Origin of the sequence: Anaerofustis stercorihominis (genome assembly GCF_005844425.1) — a bacterium.
GTDB lineage: Bacteria > Bacillota > Clostridia > Eubacteriales > Anaerofustaceae > Anaerofustis > Anaerofustis butyriciformans.
Genome location: NZ_SPHL01000020.1, coordinates 18,865 through 34,828 on the forward strand (window position 1 = coordinate 18,865; position 15,964 = coordinate 34,828).

The 15,964-nt window shown below is 29.9% G+C and carries 15 protein-coding genes; 13 read left to right on the top strand and 2 right to left on the bottom strand.

All coding sequences use genetic code 11. The annotated features are described in order from the left end of the window. Positions 1–23: 23 nt before the first annotated feature. Together FGQ49_RS06505 and FGQ49_RS06510 are read right to left on the bottom strand one after the other, a co-directional pair. Entirely contained in the window at positions 24–1,235 is a 1,212-nt protein-coding gene (locus tag FGQ49_RS06505) for an FprA family A-type flavoprotein (RefSeq protein WP_138269062.1), read from the bottom strand. 21 nt (positions 1,236–1,256) lie between these two features. Then, entirely contained in the window at positions 1,257–1,940 is a 684-nt protein-coding gene (locus tag FGQ49_RS06510) for a Crp/Fnr family transcriptional regulator (protein WP_171020623.1), read from the bottom strand. A gap of 182 nt (positions 1,941–2,122) precedes the next feature. Here FGQ49_RS06510 and FGQ49_RS10750 point away from each other — a divergent pair, with 182 nt between their 5' ends. The 13 genes from FGQ49_RS10750 to FGQ49_RS06570 form a co-directional block, all read left to right on the top strand. Continuing rightward, positions 2,123–2,350: a hypothetical protein gene (locus tag FGQ49_RS10750; RefSeq protein WP_347559327.1), complete on the top strand. Its 228-nt coding sequence runs from the start codon at positions 2,123–2,125 to the stop codon at positions 2,348–2,350. 95 nt (positions 2,351–2,445) lie between these two features. After that, positions 2,446–2,628 carry a GNAT family N-acetyltransferase gene (locus tag FGQ49_RS10755; RefSeq protein WP_347559328.1) on the top strand — a complete coding sequence of 61 codons (183 nt, stop codon included), beginning with the start codon at positions 2,446–2,448 and terminating at the stop codon, positions 2,626–2,628. Positions 2,629–2,852: 224 nt separating this feature from the next. Continuing rightward, on the top strand, positions 2,853–3,854 hold the full coding sequence (gene trpS / locus FGQ49_RS06520) for a tryptophan--tRNA ligase (RefSeq protein WP_138269064.1): 1,002 nt from the start codon (positions 2,853–2,855) through the stop codon (positions 3,852–3,854). A gap of 607 nt (positions 3,855–4,461) precedes the next feature. Continuing rightward, on the top strand, positions 4,462–5,013 hold the full coding sequence (locus tag FGQ49_RS06525) for a DUF3793 family protein (RefSeq protein WP_138269065.1): 552 nt from the start codon (positions 4,462–4,464) through the stop codon (positions 5,011–5,013). A 28-nt stretch (positions 5,014–5,041) separates the two neighbouring features. Further along, positions 5,042–5,464, top strand: a complete 423-nt coding sequence (locus FGQ49_RS06530) for a flavodoxin (RefSeq protein ID WP_138269066.1) — start codon at positions 5,042–5,044, stop codon at positions 5,462–5,464. A 213-nt stretch (positions 5,465–5,677) separates the two neighbouring features. Next, a complete protein-coding gene (locus tag FGQ49_RS06535; protein WP_138269067.1) occupies positions 5,678–6,052 on the top strand; it encodes a metal-dependent transcriptional regulator in 375 nt (124 codons plus the stop codon). 147 nt (positions 6,053–6,199) lie between these two features. Continuing rightward, a complete protein-coding gene (locus FGQ49_RS06540) occupies positions 6,200–6,892 on the top strand; it encodes an iron-sulfur cluster assembly scaffold protein (RefSeq protein ID WP_138269068.1) in 693 nt (230 codons plus the stop codon). Positions 6,893–6,907: 15 nt separating this feature from the next. Continuing rightward, positions 6,908–7,906, top strand: a complete 999-nt coding sequence (locus FGQ49_RS06545) for a GGGtGRT protein (protein ID WP_138269069.1) — start codon at positions 6,908–6,910, stop codon at positions 7,904–7,906. 343 nt (positions 7,907–8,249) lie between these two features. Continuing rightward, on the top strand, positions 8,250–8,483 hold the full coding sequence (gene secG, locus FGQ49_RS06550) for a preprotein translocase subunit SecG (protein ID WP_138269070.1): 234 nt from the start codon (positions 8,250–8,252) through the stop codon (positions 8,481–8,483). A gap of 34 nt (positions 8,484–8,517) precedes the next feature. Further along, complete coding sequence (locus tag FGQ49_RS06555; protein WP_138269071.1) at positions 8,518–10,494, top strand: sodium-translocating pyrophosphatase; 1,977 nt, start codon at positions 8,518–8,520, stop codon at positions 10,492–10,494. A 453-nt stretch (positions 10,495–10,947) separates the two neighbouring features. Then, entirely contained in the window at positions 10,948–13,731 is a 2,784-nt protein-coding gene (locus FGQ49_RS06560; protein ID WP_138269072.1) for a YfhO family protein, read from the top strand. Between the two features lie 149 nt (positions 13,732–13,880). Next, on the top strand, positions 13,881–14,816 hold the full coding sequence (locus FGQ49_RS06565; RefSeq protein ID WP_138269073.1) for a glycosyltransferase family 2 protein: 936 nt from the start codon (positions 13,881–13,883) through the stop codon (positions 14,814–14,816). Positions 14,817–14,825: 9 nt separating this feature from the next. Then, the coding region (locus FGQ49_RS06570) for a GtrA family protein (protein WP_171020624.1) at positions 14,826–15,964 on the top strand (1,139 nt) is incomplete at its 3' end.

A 15,964-nucleotide genomic window follows, 5' to 3' on the forward strand; every position in this document is an offset into this window, starting at 1 on the left:
TTTTTTATTTTTAATAAATGTAGCTATTTATTAATTTCATTTACTATGTTTTCAGCTAATACGTCAAGTTGTTGTACATTTTCATCACTTAATGCAGATTTTATTGTAATATCTCCATCAATGTAGTTGATGTTTTTAAGTTTTTCAACGATTGCTTTCATTTTCTTTGTTGCCATTGGACCCCATGTTCCGTTTTCAATGAATGCAACGTTTCTGTTTTGAAGATTATGAGCTACTATTTCATGAAGAAGTGTTTCCATTTTAGGGAAGATTTCGTTGTTGTAAGTTACTGATGCAAATACAATTGTTTTATATTTGAAAGCATCAGATAAGATATATGAAGGATCAGTTTTTGATGCATCGTATACTTTTACATTTTTAACGCCTTTATCAGCGATTTTGTCTGCAAGAGCATTTGCAGCCTTAGCTGTATTTCCGTAAACTGATGCATAAACAACCATTACAGAATTTTCTTCTGCTTCATATGTGCTCCAGTGATTGTATTTGTCTAAAATCATTCCGATATCGTCTTTATCTCTCCAAAGATGTCCATGAAGAGGGCAAATTAGTTCAATATCAAGTGTTGCAGCTTTTTTAAGTAGAGCTTGAACTTGTGGACCGTATTTACCAACGATGTTTGTGAAATATCTTCTGTTTTCATCAATCCAGCCGTTTTCATAATTTACTTCGTCTGTGTATAAGTTTCCGTCAATTGCTCCGAATGTACCGAAAGCATCTGCTGAGAATAAAATTTTATCTGTTACGTCATATGTTACCATAGCTTCTGGCCAGTGAACCATTGGTGCCATAACGAAAGCAAGAGTATGTTTACCTGTGTTTAAAGTATCATTTTCTTTTACGATTAAAGCTCTTGAATCAATATCAAAATCAAAGAATTGTTTAATCATGTTAACTGTTTTTTGGTTGCATACAACTTTTGCTTCAGGGTAGCGGTATACTACTTCGCTAAGCATAGCACAGTGGTCAGGTTCCATATGATTTACAACGATATAATCAAGATTTTTTCCGTCTAAAACTGCTGTTAAATTTTCAATGAAATCTTCTCCTGCTGTTTTGTCAACAGTATCGAATAATACATTTTTTTCATCAAGTAAAACGTATGAGTTGTAAGAAACTCCGTTTTCAACAGGATAAATGTTTTCGAATAATTCAATTCTTCTGTCGTTTACTCCAATAAAATATAAATCTTCTTTTACTTTTCTGACATTTTTCATAATTTACAAATTTCCTTTCCCTTAACTGTTTAAACATAGTTGTTCTAGTTTTTCCAAATTCAAAATTTCTATATGCTTTTTGCTTACTTTTATTAAATTTTCTTTTTGCATTTTCATTAAGCTTCTGGATAAAGACGGCCTTTTTACTCCGAAGAAATCAGCCATATCCTCTCTTGTCATGTATATTCTTACTTTGTTGTTTCTATCTTTGTTTTCAAGTAAATACAAAGATATTTTTTCTTCCAAAGTCGTTGCTGAGAGAATATGTATTTTTTTCATAAGAGCAAGAGATTTATCTGCCTGAAGATGCATGATGTTTCTTATTAACATTTTATGAAACTTACAGGCTCTTTCGCATACATTAAAGAAGAAATTCCAAGGAATTATGAGTACTGTTGATTTTTTTGTTGATATTGCATCATAATAATTGTAATCATTAGATTCACCTTGAAACAAATCTCCAAATATTTCTCCGTCATTTATTTCATAAAATATGTTTCTGTTTCCCGACGGATAATCTTTTACTATCATTACTTCGCCTTTTAAGAGAACATATAAGTAATTAGGTTTGTCTTCTTCTTTAAATATGAGTTCATCTTCTGCATACTCTTTAATTTTTGATTTTGAACATATCATCATTTCTTCTATTGATTTTATGTCAATATCATAAAACAATTCGGATTTTGCTATTAAACCATAATCCATCTTTTTCTCCCAAATACCATAAAGCATGTTTAATGAATTTTCTATATAGTAACAAATTATAGAAATAAATTCCGTAACATTTGTTACGCTTTTATAGATTTTACATTAAAAATTTATTAAAATCAATCAAAATTTTACAAAACTAAAAAAATTTAATAAAATTATAATATAAAGAGGTGTTTATGTTGAATATTAGAATAGAAGAAGGATATTTGTATAAAGAGGAAATAAAGGAACTTTTTAGGGAAGATACAAATATGCTTGTGGAAAATGATGAAGAATTAAAAAATTATCTTGAAATTCAAAACTACGATGAAGAGTTACATGATTTAGAGTTAAAATATTCTAAACCATGGGGAAGGCTTTATATTTTTTTTGTGATGATAAACCTGGCGGGTGTATTGCGCTAAAAAAATTAGATAAGTTAAACTGTGAGATGAAAAGGCTTTAAGTAAGAAAAGAATACAGAGGTAAGAAAATAAGCGAAAAACTTATAAATAAAATTATCGATGACGCAGTAAATATAGGGTATAAGCATATGTTTTTGGATACTCTGCCTTTTTTAAAGAGTGCTATTCATTTATATAATAAATTTGGTTTTTATGAGATTGAAAGTTACAATAATTCTCCTATGGATACTTCAATATATATGAAGTTGGATTTAGATAAAAATCAGTTTGCCGAATAAAATTTTTTAATTGTAATTTATAAATTTTATTTATAATGGTAAGTTATCAGTAAATAGCAATTCATTGTTTAGTGATTTTGATATTAATTTAATTATAAAAAAATAAAATAATACTCTCATCGTAAACATCAATACACATTAAAACAAATCAATATTGCATATTCATAAAAATATTGTTATTATTATAGAAAACATTTTGAACAAATAAAAATTGAGGTATAGATATGTCTGAAGATAAAAAAACTATTTTAAGCGGTATACAATCAAGCGGAGAATTTACAATAGGAAATTATTTCGGAGCAATAAAAAACTGGGTTGAACGTCAGGATGATTATAATTGTATGTATTTTATAGCAGATATGCATGCAATAACAGTAAATCAAGTTCCTGCGACTTTAAGAAAGAGATCTTTTGAATGTGCGGCAATGCTTCTTGCAAGCGGTATTGACCCTGAAAAATCTCTTTTATTCATTCAGTCTCATGTTCATCAACATGCAGAACTTGGCTGGATACTTAACTGTTTTACTCATATGGGCGAACTTTCAAGAATGACACAATATAAAGATAAATCAAAAAATCAAGGTGAAAACATAAAAGTAGGACTTTTTGATTATCCTGTTTTAATGGCTGCTGATATACTTTTATATCAAGCGGATCTTGTTCCTGTGGGAGATGATCAAAAACAACATCTTGAACTTACAAGAACAATAGCAAACAGATTTAACAATACATTTTCACCTACTTTCAAAGTTCCCGAAGGTTATTATGGTGAAAGCGGGGCAAGAATAATGTCTCTTCAAGATCCAAGTAAGAAAATGTCTAAATCAGACGAAAACAAAAACGGATTTATTTCAATGATAGATAAAAAAGATGTAATTATGGCAAAATGTAAAAGAGCCGTTACAGATTCTGATATGAATATTATTTACGACAAAGAAAACAAACCTGGAGTTTCAAATCTTCTTGAAATATATTCTTGTGCTACAAACAAAACAATAGAAGAAGCCGTAAAAGATTTTGAAGGAAAGAATTACGCATACTTTAAAACAGCTGTAGGGGAAAGTATCGCAGACAGACTTACTCCTATTCAAGATGAATTTGAAAGACTTTGTAAAGATAAAGCATATGTTAACGAAGTTTTACAAAAAAGCAGTGAACAAGCAAGCTGCATTGCAAACAAAACACTTAGAAAAGTTAAAAAGAAAGTTGGATTTTACAGTTTATAAAAAGAGGAGAGATCTCCTCTTTTTTTATTGTATATAAATTATGTATGAGGTTAATTTAGTCTTTTTATGATAAATAAATGATATAAAGGATAAGGTAAATATAGATTACAGTTTATAATTACTTTGACTATATTTATAAGATATGTTTACAATGTATGTTTGTGAATTTAAAAGAAGATATTTATTTGATATCATGATTTTTTATAAATAAAAAGGTAAATAAAAAATATGTTTTATCATTAAAAACAATAAAGTACATATAGAAATGTATTTATAGAATAAACTTTTTATTAATAAATTTTATTTTTATATTTTAATAAAAAAAATAAAAAAACAGTTGACAAAGAGAAAAAATAATGATATCTTATATACAAGTTAGCAATGACTAACAACAAATAAAGGTGAAAGAATTATACCCATATTTTTTTAACCGCATGTTAGCAAAGACTAACAATATTTATCTCTTTTATATATGAATCGGATATGTTTCGATTTATAAAAATTTCTTTTCATTACATTATAGAATTCAAGGTACCGTGACATATATGTTTTAGCCTTCCAATTATTCCCTTCACGGTACCATGACTTTCTATAAATGGAGGTTATTATGATTGAAAAATATTTAATTGAACATTGTTCTCCAACCCTTGCAAATCTTAAAACGGCAAATTTGTTTTCATTTAAAGTTAGTGACATAAAAACTTTAAAAGAAAGTATAAGGGCATGGAATTATGAGCTTAACGAAAAAGGCATATATTTATCTTTACTAAATGTGAAAAATAACTTAGCCCTTGTTTATGTATACAGAAGAAAAAAACTTGAAGAAGATTTAAAGAAGGACGGAGTAGGTGAGATATTAAATATTTACGGATATAAAAACACTAATATTGATTATGCAATAAACACATTAAAAGAAAGGCTTAAGTTTAGCGATAATTTTCCTCATGAAATAGGTTTGTTTCTTGGTTATCCCCTTGAAGATGTTAAGGGATTTATAGAAAATCTCGGTAAGAATTCAAAATGCTCGGGGTGCTGGAAAGTTTATTCAAACGAGTGTGAAAAAATAAAAATGTTTAACAAGTTCAATAAATGCAAAAAAGTATACTCAATGCTTTTTAACGGCGGCAGGTCAATTTCTAAACTTGCTGTTGGCATTTAAAATAAATATAAGCGAGGTATAAAATATAATGAGTAAAGTGGCAGTTGTATACTGGAGCGGAACAGGTAATACAGAAATGATGGCTCAAATGGTTGAAGCAGGTATTGTTGAAGCAGGCGGTAGTGCAAGTATGATGACAAGCGCAGAATTTACTTGTGATATGGTAGATGAATTTGATGCTATTGCATTTGGATGTCCTTCAATGGGAAGCGAACAACTTGAAGAAAGCGAATTTGAACCAATGTTTAGAGAAATAGAAGACAAGTTAAGCGGAAAGAAAATTGCTTTATTTGGTTCTTACGGTTGGGGAGACGGTGAGTGGATGAGAAACTGGGAAGATGAGTGTTCATCTGACGGTGCCACTATGGCACATGAAAGTGTAATATGCTGTGGAGCTCCTGATGATTCAGCTAATGAAGATTTAAAAGCTCTTGGAAAAGCTCTTGTTTAATTTAACCCCCTAAAATATATAATTACTTAGATGCAGAAACTTTTCTGCATCTTATTTTTGATAACAATATAAAAGTCATTAAATTTAATGTTTTAATATCTTATAAATAAAATATTGTTTTTTTTTATGAGATAATATAAAATATATAGAAAACGTAAATAAAATATATAAATATATAGAAAATCATAAAAACAAAAATATTGGGAGATTTGTATGAAAACACATGAATCCAGAGAAGATTATTTGGAAACTATACTTATTTTAAAGAAAAGACTTGGAAACGTAAGAAGCATAGATATTGCAAACGAGCTTAACTATTCAAGACCAAGTGTTTCAAGAGCGATAAAATTGATGAAAGAAAATGAGTATATAACCGTTGAAGAAAACGGGCTAATAAAGCTTACTGATCTTGGAGAAAAAGTAGCAAAATCTATTTATGAAAGACATACAATAATCGGTAATATGCTTATGAAACTTGGAGTAAGTGAAGAAACAGCATTTGAAGATGCTTGTAGAATAGAGCATGTTATAAGCAAAGAAAGCTTTGAAAAAATAAAAGAACATGCCGGTGATTTCATAAAAGAATAAATGTATATATAAATAAGAAGCAAAGGGTTTTTCTTTGTTTTTTATTTTTTTGACAAAAGATTATTTGCAAGTAGTTAAATATTATGTTAAAATAAATTGACTTTAACAGACAAATAGATATTTGTGAAGTTTTTTTAGGAGGTTAATATGATTTATACACAAGAAGTAGAAAACATGTGCGTAGTTAAAAAAGGCGCAAATCATGGCCCTGCACCTATTCCTGAAGAAGGTAAATGGGTTAAATCAAAAGAAATCAAAGATATAAGCGGTCTTACACACGGTGTAGGTTGGTGTGCACCTCAACAAGGAGCTTGTAAACTAACATTAAACATCAAAGACGGTATCATAGAAGAAGCTTTGGTTGAAACACTTGGATGTTCAGGTATGACTCACTCAGCTGCTATGGCAAGTGAAATTTTAATTGGTAAAACTTTACTTGAAGCATTAAACACAGACTTAGTTTGTGATGCTATCAACACAGCTATGAGAGAATTATTCCTACAAATCGTTTACGGAAGAAGCCAATCTGCTTTCTCTGAAGGTGGTCTTGCTATCGGCGCTGGTCTTGAAGATTTAGGTAAAGGACATAGAAGTCAAACAGGTACTTGCTATGCTACAAGCAAAAAAGGACCTAGATACTTAGAATTATCTGAAGGTTACATAACAGAAATCGGTTTAGATAAAAATGATGAAATCATCGGTTACAAATATGTAAATCTTGGCGTTATGATGCAAAACATTAAAAAAGGTGTCGATCCTATGGAAGCTATCGAAAAAGCTAGCGGTAAATACGGTAGATTTGACGATGCAGTAAAAACAATCGACCCAAGAAACGAGTAGGAGGGAGGAAATAAAATGGCATTATTTGAAAGTTACGAAAGAAGAATTAAACAAATCGAAGAAGTTTTAAATAAAGACGGTATCAAATCATTAGAAGAAGCTAAACAAATCTGTGATGATAAAGGTATCGATGTTGCAGGTATCGTAAAAGGAATCCAACCTATTTGTTTTGAAAACGCATGTTGGGCTTACACAGTAGGTGCGGCACTTGCTATTAAAAGAGGAGCTACTACTGCTGTAGAAGCTGCAAAAATTATTGGTGAAGGTTTACAAGCATTCTGTATTCCTGGTTCTGTTGCTGATGACAGAAAAGTAGGTCTTGGTCATGGTAACCTTGCAAGTATGTTACTTTCTGAAGAAACAGAATGTTTCGCTTTCCTTGCAGGTCATGAATCTTTCGCTGCTGCTGAAGGTGCTATCGGTATCGCTAACTCAGCAAACAAAGTTAGAAGCAAAGACTTAAGAGTTATCTTAAACGGTCTTGGTAAAGACGCTGCTCAAATCATTTCAAGAATCAACGGATTTACATATGTTCAAACTCAATTTGATTACTTCACAGGAGAATTAACAATCGTTAACGAAACAGCTTACTCTGACGGCCCAAGAGCTAAAGTAAGATGTTACGGTGCTGACGATGTTAGAGAAGGTGTTGCAATCATGCACAAAGAAGGTGTTGATGTATCTATTACAGGTAACTCAACAAACCCAACAAGATTCCAACATCCAGTTGCAGGTACATACAAAAAAGAATGTATCCAAGAAGGTAAAAAATACTTCTCAGTAGCCAGCGGTGGTGGTACAGGTAGAACACTTCATCCTGATAACATGGCTGCAGGTCCTGCTTCTTACGGTATGACAGATACAATGGGAAGAATGCACTCTGACGCTCAATTCGCCGGTTCTTCATCAGTTCCTGCTCACGTAGAAATGATGGGACTTATCGGTATGGGTAACAACCCTATGGTTGGTGCAACTGTTTCTGTTTCTGTTGCAATCGAAGAAGCTAGTAAATAGTTTTGTTAAAGTAAATTAAAAGATACCTTGTATAAGGTATCTTTTTTTATTTCTCTATAAGCGCCTATATATTAAATAAGAATTTTAATTTTTTTGAAAAAGAATGATGTACTTATGAAAAAATTATATAAATTTTATAGAATCTATTTGTGGAATATAAAAAAATATTATAATTAAATAAATAAAAGTATCTAAATCAAAGGGAAAACATAAATTTTGCATATTTAAAGGGATTTATGAAAAAAATATAAAAAATTTATTCAAAAAAATAAAAATATACTTTGATTTAGGCGGTTTGTATGATATAATACTAAACTGCAAGATTTATATTTAGGAGGATAAAATGGAAACAGTATTATTGGTGTTGATAATAGTATCAAGCCTTGGCTTAATTGCAAGTGTAGTATTGCAAGAAGGTTCTACTGCAGGCATGGGTGGTGCTATTTCAGGCGGTGCCGAAGGTTTATTTGGTAAGAAAAAAGCTCATGGTATGCAAGGACTTTTAAATAAGATTACTTTAATATCAGCAGTAGTATTTTTTATATCAATTTTTGTTTTTGACCTTCTAACAAAATAAAACAATATAGTAAAATTAATTTCGGAGGAGAAAAATGAGTGTTGAAACTTTAAAGTTTTTTGCCCCTGTTGCGGGTATTATAGCGCTTCTTTTTGCGTTATATCTTGCTTCTTCGATCAATAAAGTTGATCAAGGAACAGATAGAATGAAAGAAATTTCATCTCACATTCACGAAGGTGCTATGGCTTTCTTAACAAGTGAATACAAATATATCGTTATTTTTGCTGTAGTATTATTCGCTATTTTATTTGGCTTAATAGGTTGGGAAACAGCAGTTTGTTTCTTAATTGGTGCTTTATTCTCAGTTTTAGCTGGTTTCTTTGGTATGCAAGTTGCTACTAAAGCTAATTCAAGAACAGCTGCTTCTGCTAAAGACAAAGGCATGGGTGCTGCATTAAAAGTTGCTTTTAACGGTGGTAGCGTTATGGGTCTATGTGTTGTAGGTCTTGGTGCTATCGGTGTTAGTATCGTATACATGATCTTTGCTGATGTAAACATCATCACAGGTTTTGGTCTTGGTGCTTCTTCTATCGCTTTATTCGGTAGAGTTGGTGGTGGTATCTATACAAAAGCTGCTGACGTTGGAGCTGACCTTGTAGGTAAAGTTGAAGCCGGTATTCCGGAAGATGACCCAAGAAACCCAGCTGTTATCGCTGATAACGTAGGTGATAACGTAGGGGACGTTGCAGGTATGGGTTCTGACTTATTTGAATCATATGTTGGTTCTATTATTTCTGCTATGACTCTTGGTGGACTTTTACTTGGAAGCATGGAAGCTGTTATGTTCCCATTGGCTCTTGCTGCAGTTGGTATCATTTCTTCAATTATAGGTTCTTTATTCGTTAAAGGCGGAGAAAATGCTGACCCTCATAAGAGCTTAAATCTTGGTACATATGTAAGCGGTATTCTTGTAATTATCGCTGCTTACTTCTTAACAACTTCTTTACTTAAAGATATTACATACTTCTATGCTATTATCGCAGGTCTTGTTTGTGGTATCTTAATCGGTAAAGTTACAGAAGTTTACACATCTGAAGATTACAAATCAGTTAAGAAAATTGCTAGTCAAAGTGAAACAGGTGCTGCTACAACAATTATTTCTGGTCTTGCTGTTGGTATGATGTCAACTGCTATTCCAATTATCTTAATCGTAGCTGCTATCTTACTTTCTTATATGTTATCAACAGAAGGTTTATATGGTATTGCTCTTGCTGCTGTTGGTATGCTTTCAACTGCAGGTATGACAATTGCCGTTGATGCTTATGGTCCAATCTCTGATAACGCTGGTGGTATCGCTGAAATGGCTGAACTTGATGATTCTGTAAGAGAAATTACAGATAAACTTGATAGTGTAGGTAACACAACTGCTGCTATCGGTAAAGGTTTCGCTATCGGTTCTGCTGCTTTAACAGCTCTTGCTTTATTCGCATCTTACTCAACAGCTGTTGGTATCAAAGCTATTGACTTACTTGATGTAAAAGTTATTGCAGGTTTATTCATCGGTGGTATGCTTCCTTATGTATTCTCAGCAATCACAATGGAAGCTGTTGGTAAAGCTGCTAACCAAATGATTGAAGAGGTTAGAAGACAATTTAGAGAAATTCCTGGTATCATGGAAGGTAAAGCTAAACCAGAATATTCTACATGTGTAGAAATCTCTACAAAAGCTGCATTAAAAGAAATGATTGTTCCTGGTCTTCTTGCAGTAGTAGTTCCATTACTTGTAGGTTACTTCTTAGGTGCTACAGCTCTTGGTGGTCTTCTTGCAGGTGCACTTGTAACAGGTGTATTAATGGCTATTCAAATGGCTAACTCAGGTGGTGCTTGGGATAACGCTAAAAAATATATTGAAGGTGGAGCTCACGGCGGTAAAGGTAGTGAAGCTCACAAAGCTGCAGTAGTTGGGGATACAGTAGGTGACCCATTCAAAGATACTTCAGGTCCTTCATTAAATATCTTAATCAAATTAATGACAATCGTTGCATTAGTATTTGCTCCACTATTTATGTAATAGAAAATTAAAGCCTCTTTATAGAGGCTTTTTTTTATTGTAATTTTAGATTGTATTTTAATAATATAAATTTAATATATTTTTATTGTAGAAGTAGTGATAAATTAAAGTAAAAATTATATTTAAAATTTATTATTCGATTTAACATATTATAAATGGAAAGTAGTAAGATATATTTACTATTGTCATTTTATTTTAGGGTTAAATTTAATTAATATAATAAAAAAGACTCAAAAGAGTTTTTTTATTTAATTTCTTTATGTATATTCTTTGTAAAAGCAAAGTAAATCCTTTGAAATAAAGAAAAATGCCTTTGCTTTTTTTGTTATAATCCATATGTTATTTTAAAACAAATAATATTTAAATAATTATTTGATTTGTTAAATATATAGTTTTAATGAGAAATTTAGATAATAAGTTTTGAACAAAATTAATTTTATAAAAGGGAAAAGCATGGAAAATAACAATAGAAAAGAATTAAAAAATAAAGAAATATGGTATAAAAGGTGGTATGTAATTTATACTTTTCTTTTTTTAGCCTTGTGTTTCGTTATTTTTTTACCGTTTTTTATAAGCGGTAAGAGTTTTGTATGGGATACGGGAGGGCTTAATACAGGAGACGGATTTGTTCAGCACTTTACATCTGCAGTATACTTTGGTAATTACTTTAGAGATATAATACTTAATTTATTAAAAAGTCACGAACTGGTTATTCCAATGTGGGATTTAAGTATCGGAACGGGGTATGACGTTTTAACATCTCTTAATTATTATGCTTTTGGAGATCCACTTAGCATTTTCTACATATTTACACCGGAAAAATTTATGGGATATACCTTTTCTTTTGTTATATTTTTAAGGCTTTATTTATCGGGATTATTTTTTTCATTTTTCTGTTTTAACTTTAAAATGAAGAAAACGCCTGTGATTATTGGGGCATTATGCTATGTATTCTGCGGGTTTAGTTTGTATTGCTCTATTCGTCATCCATTTTTTATAAACCCTATGATATACCTTCCTTTGCTTCTTTTAGGCATTGAAAAAGTATTTAAAGGAGGTAAGCCTTATTTATTTATAATAATGGTTACCATAAGCGCTATAAGTAATTTTTACTTTTTATATATGTTAACCATTGCGGTTATTATTTACGCTTTTATAAGAGTAATGTATATTTACAAAGAAAAAGGTGTATTTTTAAGAAAGCTTTTATATTACTTCTTTAAATTTCTTTTTTATTATATTATTGGTATTCTGCTTTCGGCAGTTATTTTCCTTCCTGTTATAATATCCTTTTTTAACAGCTCAAGGCAGAGCGGTCAGGCTAACAATCTGACACTGGTTTATAATTTAAGTTATTATATTAACGTTATAAAAAATATGTTTGCTGCTAATGATATAGGGCTTTGGGCATTTTTAGGATTTAATATTATAAGTATTATTTGCGGTGGGATTATATATAAAGATAAAAGCAAAAAGGGAAAATATTTAAAGTTTATATTAAGCATTTGTATTATCTCTCTTTTAGTTCCATTTTTTGGATATATAATGAATGGATTTAGTTTTGTGTCAAACAGATGGACCTTTGTTTTTTCATTTGTCATATCATTTATAAGTGTTTATGTAATGGGAGAATTGAAGAATTTTAAAAATAACATTAAGTTTATAAATGTATTACTTGGTGTGATTTTGTTTTTAAATATTTCTTTGACAGCTTTATATTTATACTTAGGTAAAGATATAAAATATTTTTTATTTAACTATATTTTTATATTTATGGGATTTGTTTTCTTGTTTTTGATAAAAAACAGAAAGTACGGTATAAAAAGAATATATATGGTTTTACTTATTATTGTTCTTATACAAATTCCTTTTTCTGCCTATATAAAATATTCGCCTTTTACATTAAATTATCCTAAAGAGTTTAAGTCTTATGATAAGCTAAGCAGTGCCATAAACCAAAAGGAATTTAATTATATAAAAAGCATTGATGAAGAAGAATTATACAGAGTTGATATAAACAACAACAGGTTGAATTATGGACTTATAAATGATATAAACGGTCTTTCTTCTTATTTCAGCGTTCAAAATAATAACAGCGTAAACTATTTCTTTTTAACCGGTCAGGTTGGACAGGCTACATTATCGGGTAATCACGGTTATGACTGCCACCTTATAAGCAATGAACTTAAAGGAGTTAAGTATTTTGTAGGTAAAAATTATAATGCCGATTTGTATAAAGATTACAAGGTTATAAAGGAATATGAAGACAGCAAGGTATACAAAAACGAAAATGCTCTTGGGCTTTTTTATACCTATGACAGCGCCATGGATGAAAACACCTTTAATTCTTTAAATGAATATGACAGAGAAATGGCAATGCTTCAAAGCGTTTATCTGGATAAAGACAGTATAGTTTCAAATGATGATGTTACTTCTTCTTCAAAGACTTTATTAGATTTAGAAGATCTAATGGAAAATGCACAGTATGACAAAGACAAAATAGAAATTAAAAAGGATAAAATAATAGTGAAGGAAGATGACAGTGACCTTAGTTTTAATATAGATGTAAATAACAGCGAATGTTACCTTGTAATAGATGATTTTGACTTAAATTTAGACAGTGAAATTAGTAAAGATACTTCCTTAAAGAGAAAGATAAGACATTTGCTTTATACCCCTGCAAAATATTCTTACATGAACATAAAAATTGACGGAAGCGAAGAGAGTTCTTTTAGATATTCCATAAAAACATCTGATAATACTTATTACTTTGGTATAGAAGATTATGTATTGAATCTTGGGTATTATAAAAATGGGTTGCACAACATAAAGATTAACTTTGATGAAAAAGGAGAGTATAATTTTTCCGATATGAAAGTAGTATCTCAGCCTATGGATGATTATGATAAATATGTAAATGAGTTAAAAGAAGACAAGGTAGAGAACTTTACCATAAAAGGAAATACAGTAAGTTTAAAAGTAAATACGAAAGAAGATAAAATAGGGGTGTTATCAATTCCTTATTCAAAAGGCTGGAAGGCTTATGTGAATGGTAAAGAAGTAGAAATTTTACAAGCAAACATTGACTCTATGGGGATAGAGTTAAACAAAGGTGAAAATGAGGTTGTGTTTACATATTGTACTCCGGGGCTTAAAGTGGGGGCTATTGTTTCGCTTGTTACAGCATTTTTATGTATGATTTATATTTTTATTAATAAAAAGAAAAGAAATATTTAAAACTTATATTAATAAAGCAACATAAGTTTAATTTAAACTATTTTTAAACGAACATTTATTGTTTTTATTAATTTGACAAAATCTTTATATTTGTATAGAATAAATTACGAATTTTATAAATTTCTAAATTAAAGAATAAAGAGGGAAACATGAATAGTGGTACTATGTCATTAGTTATACCTGCATATAATGAATCTGAAATAATAGAAAATACAGCGAAAGTTGTTGTAAATATATTAAAAGAAGCAAATATACCATTTAAAGTTCTATTTGTAAATGATGGATCAAAAGATGACACATGGGAAAAAATAAGAAAAATATCAAAAGAATATGATTGTATAGATGGAATATGTTTTTCAAGAAATTTTGGAAAAGAAGCAGCTATTTTTGCAGGACTTCAATATGCAAAAGGAGACTGCGTTGCTGTAATGGATGCAGATTTGCAGCATCCGCCTGAAACTCTAATTGAGATGTATCAAAAATGGTGTGAAGGATATGAAGTAATAGAGGGAATAAAAGCTTCAAGAGGAAAAGAAGGCATTGTTTATAAAATAGGTGCAAAAAGTTTTTATAAACTTATTTCAGATGCAACAGGAATAGATATGTCAACATCATCAGATTTTAAATTAATGGACAGAAAAGTTGTTGACTCAATAATAAGTTTACCTGAAAGACATTTGTTTTTTAGAGCTTTATCATCATGGGTAGGATATAAGACAACATATGTAGAATTTGAGGTTCAGGAAAGAATCGGGGGAGAATCTAAATGGTCATTTTCTTCTCTTGTTAAATATGCAGTTAGAAACATAACGACATTTTCAACAGCTCCTATGCAGATAGTTTCTTTTGCAGGAATAATATTTTGTATTTTAGCAATAGTAATTGCCATTAGAGCCGTATACCAATATTTTGTAGGAATTGCTCTTGGTGGTTTTACAACAGTAATACTTTTAATATTGATACTTGGAGCTATCGTTATGCTATCCCTTGGAATAATAGGATACTATATAGCAAAAATCTATGAAGAAGTAAAAGGCAGACCAAGATATATAGTATCAAAAACAGCGAAGGAAGAAGAAAAATAGGAGAAAATAATGATAGAAAAAATTAATGGTTTATATGAAAAATATAAAGAAATTATTTTATATATAATTTTTGGGGGTCTTACGACACTTGTAAATTTTGTAATATATTTTGTATTTACGAATGTATTATCTATAAATTATCTTGTAAGCAATTTTATAGCATGGATAGGTGCTGTTATTTTTGCGTTTTTTACTAACAAGAAATATGTATTTAATGCAAATAATACAGAACTTTTTAACTATATTAAAGAATTTGTAATGTTTACCTCTTCAAGAGGATTTTCTTTTTTGGTGGAAACATTTCTTTTATTCCTTGGAGTAGAATTGATTAAGTTAAATGATGGCATAGTTAAAATTGCAGTAGCTGTAATAGTAGTTATTTTAAATTATTTCTTTACAAAGTTTGTATTTAAGAACAAAGAGGAAAAAGAAGAAAAAAGAGAGATAGTAAAAGAAAATAAGAAGAATAATCTTAAAGATAGTGAAGTATGGTATAAAAGATGGTATGTTGTGTATACTGTTTTATTTTTAGTTTCAGCTTTATTTGTTTTCCTTCCTTTTATTGTAACCGGAAGATTATTAATTTGGGATACTCAAGGTATGAATGCCGGTGATGGCTTTACTCAGCATTATGCATCCGCAGCATATTTAGGTAATTATTTTAGAGATATAATAAAAAATTTAATCTTTAATCATGAACTTATAATTCCTATGTGGGATTTAACAGTAGGAACGGGGTATGATATTTTAACATCTCTTAATTATTATGCTCTTGGTGATATTTTAAATGTATTTTATATATTTACACCTGAAAAGTATACAGGTTATATGTATTCTTTTCTTATTGTATTTAGACTTTATTTATCAGGATTATTTTTTATATTATTTTGTTTTAAATTCAATAAAAATAAAATGTCTGCAATTTTAAGTGCCATTGGGTATGTTTTTTGTGGATATTCTTTATATGCATCAATAAGACATCCGTTTTTTATAAATCCAATGATATATCTTCCTTTAATATTAATTGGAGTAGAAAATGTTTTAAGAGGTAAAAAACCGTATTTATTTATAATTATGATAACAATAAGTGCAATAAGCAGTTTTTACTTTTTATATATGTTAACAATTGCTACTATTATTTATGCTTT

Coding starts and splice junctions, on each gene's coding strand:
- FGQ49_RS06530 (WP_138269066.1), top strand. CDS start 5,042: ATGAGTAAAGTGGCAGTTGTATACTGGAGCGGAACAGGTAATACAGAA.
- FGQ49_RS06525 (WP_138269065.1), top strand. CDS start 4,462: ATGATTGAAAAATATTTAATTGAACATTGTTCTCCAACCCTTGCAAAT.
- FGQ49_RS06555 (WP_138269071.1), top strand. CDS start 8,518: ATGAGTGTTGAAACTTTAAAGTTTTTTGCCCCTGTTGCGGGTATTATA.
- FGQ49_RS06510 (WP_171020623.1), bottom strand. CDS start 1,940: ATGGATTATGGTTTAATAGCAAAATCCGAATTGTTTTATGATATTGAC.
- FGQ49_RS06545 (WP_138269069.1), top strand. CDS start 6,908: ATGGCATTATTTGAAAGTTACGAAAGAAGAATTAAACAAATCGAAGAA.
- trpS (WP_138269064.1), top strand. CDS start 2,853: ATGTCTGAAGATAAAAAAACTATTTTAAGCGGTATACAATCAAGCGGA.
- secG (WP_138269070.1), top strand. CDS start 8,250: ATGGAAACAGTATTATTGGTGTTGATAATAGTATCAAGCCTTGGCTTA.
- FGQ49_RS06540 (WP_138269068.1), top strand. CDS start 6,200: ATGATTTATACACAAGAAGTAGAAAACATGTGCGTAGTTAAAAAAGGC.
- FGQ49_RS06565 (WP_138269073.1), top strand. CDS start 13,881: ATGAATAGTGGTACTATGTCATTAGTTATACCTGCATATAATGAATCT.
- FGQ49_RS10750 (WP_347559327.1), top strand. CDS start 2,123: ATGTTGAATATTAGAATAGAAGAAGGATATTTGTATAAAGAGGAAATA.
- FGQ49_RS06535 (WP_138269067.1), top strand. CDS start 5,678: ATGAAAACACATGAATCCAGAGAAGATTATTTGGAAACTATACTTATT.
- FGQ49_RS06505 (WP_138269062.1), bottom strand. CDS start 1,235: ATGAAAAATGTCAGAAAAGTAAAAGAAGATTTATATTTTATTGGAGTA.
- FGQ49_RS06560 (WP_138269072.1), top strand. CDS start 10,948: ATGGAAAATAACAATAGAAAAGAATTAAAAAATAAAGAAATATGGTAT.